Genomic DNA, 1,588 nt, shown 5'->3' with positions numbered 1-1,588 from the left:
CAAAAGGCTGCTGACCGAGGCGGGCGTCGCGGTGGCGCCGGGCGCGGGCTTTGGTGAGGAAGGCGAGGGGTTCGTGCGGATCGCGCTGGTCGAGAACGAGCAGCGGATCAGGCAGGCCGCACGGAGCGTGAAGAAGTTTCTCTCGGCAGAGTAGCGCCTGCTATTCTCCATCCACGAGGGCCTGCACGGCTTTCACCGCGACGCCGATGACCTGAAAGACGGGAAGGGCGCCGCCGCAGCCATTGTTGGGGCCGACGGTGGAGCAGGGCTCCTTTCTGTTCAGCACCTGGGTGCCGGAGAGGGCGTCGTCGGAGTCGCGGGCGCCGGGAAGCGGTTCGACCGGCAGAGGAAGGCGGTTGGGGTCCGGGGCGCCGGGTCGGCGGCCGCAGACGACGATCTCGTCGGGGTTTTCGCTTTCCGGGCAATCGAGTTCCGACACCGGCACGAACGTGTCGCGATAGTTCTCCAGCGCCTGTTCCGCGGTGAGCGTCTGGGCCGGGGCGGTCATTGCCATCGCTCCCCCGATCAACACGGCCGTCATTCTCGACTTTGACAATGGCCTCGCCTATCGGAGCCGCAAAAGCTTCAGACAGGGTGACAGAAAAAATGGTGACTGCAAGTCATGTGCTCGACCGGGTGCTCGTGCTGGAGATGGTGCGGGTGACGGAAGCCGCGGCGGTCGCGGCGTCGAAGCTCGTCGGCCGCGGCAACGAAAAGGCCGCCGACGCCGCCGCGGTCGAGGCGATGCGGGAGGCGCTGAACCAGCTCGATTTCGACGGCACGGTCGTCATCGGCGAAGGTGAGCGGGACGAGGCGCCGATGCTCTATATCGGCGAGAAGGTCGGCAAGGCGGATCATGGCGGGCCGCGCATCGACATCGCGCTCGATCCGCTGGAGGGCACCACCATAACCGCCAAGGCCGGGCCCAACGCGCTCGCCGTCCTCGCCATCGCCGAGCAGGGCTGCCTCCTCAATGCGCCCGACGTCTATATGGACAAGCTTGCCATCGGGCCGGGCTATCCCGAAGGGACGATCGACCTCACCAAATCCCCGACCGAGAATATCCGCGCCATCGCCAAGGCGAAGGGCGTCGAGCCCGGCGACATCATCGCCTGCGTGCTCGATAGGCCGCGCCATGAATCGATCATCGCTGAGTTGAGGGCGCTTGGCTGTGGCATCCAGCTCATCCCGGACGGCGATGTCGCGGGCGTGATCGCGGTCACCGATCCCGACACGACCATCGACGTCTATATGGGCCAAGGCGGGGCGCCGGAGGGCGTGCTGGCGGCGGCGGCCTTGCGCTGCGTCGGCGGCCAGTTCCAGGGCCGACTGGTCTTCAGGAACGACGACGAGCGCGCCCGCGCCGCCAAATGGGGCGTGACGGATCTCGACCGCATCTACCACCTCCACGATCTCGCCAAGGGCGACTGCATCTTCGCCGCCACCGGCGGGACCGACGGCTCGCTGCTCGATGGCGTCAAGCGCCTCAAGGGAGGGGTGATGACGACCGAGAGCGTGGTGATGCGCGCCTCCTCCGGCACCGTGCGCTGGGTGAAGGGCGAGCACCGCAAGAGCTGAGGCTTCCCGG

2 protein-coding genes and 1 pseudogene are annotated in these 1,588 nt (G+C 67.4%); 2 read left to right on the top strand and 1 reads right to left on the bottom strand.

Annotation, left to right across the window (positions count from 1 at the left end):
• Positions 1 to 154 (top strand): annotated as a pseudogene (locus VIR62_RS09020) (aminotransferase); the annotation flags it as partial.
• A 6-nt stretch (positions 155 to 160) separates the two neighbouring features.
• Here the strand turns inward: VIR62_RS09020 and VIR62_RS09015 are convergent.
• The gene (locus VIR62_RS09015; RefSeq protein WP_431870555.1) at positions 161 to 508 is read right to left on the bottom strand and encodes a hypothetical protein; all 348 of its coding nucleotides are present in this window, start codon (positions 506 to 508) and stop codon (positions 161 to 163) included.
• Between the two features lie 98 nt (positions 509 to 606).
• On the opposite strand from VIR62_RS09015, the gene glpX reads away from it, so the two are divergent.
• Positions 607 to 1,578: a class II fructose-bisphosphatase gene (gene glpX / locus VIR62_RS09010; RefSeq protein ID WP_431870553.1), complete on the top strand. Its 972-nt coding sequence runs from the start codon at positions 607 to 609 to the stop codon at positions 1,576 to 1,578.
• The last annotated feature ends 10 nt before the right edge of the window (positions 1,579 to 1,588 follow it).

This window comes from Allosphingosinicella sp., from assembly GCF_036570505.1.
Classification (GTDB): domain Bacteria; phylum Pseudomonadota; class Alphaproteobacteria; order Sphingomonadales; family Sphingomonadaceae; genus Allosphingosinicella.
The sequence above is the reverse complement of the archived record's forward strand: the minus strand, read 5'-3'. Positions and strand labels throughout refer to the sequence as shown.

Bases quoted from the DNA above. Each gene is read 5' to 3' on its own strand.
- VIR62_RS09015 (WP_431870555.1), bottom strand. From the start codon at position 508: ATGACCGCCCCGGCCCAGACGCTCACCGCGGAACAGGCGCTGGAGAAC.
- glpX (WP_431870553.1), top strand. From the start codon at position 607: ATGGTGACTGCAAGTCATGTGCTCGACCGGGTGCTCGTGCTGGAGATG.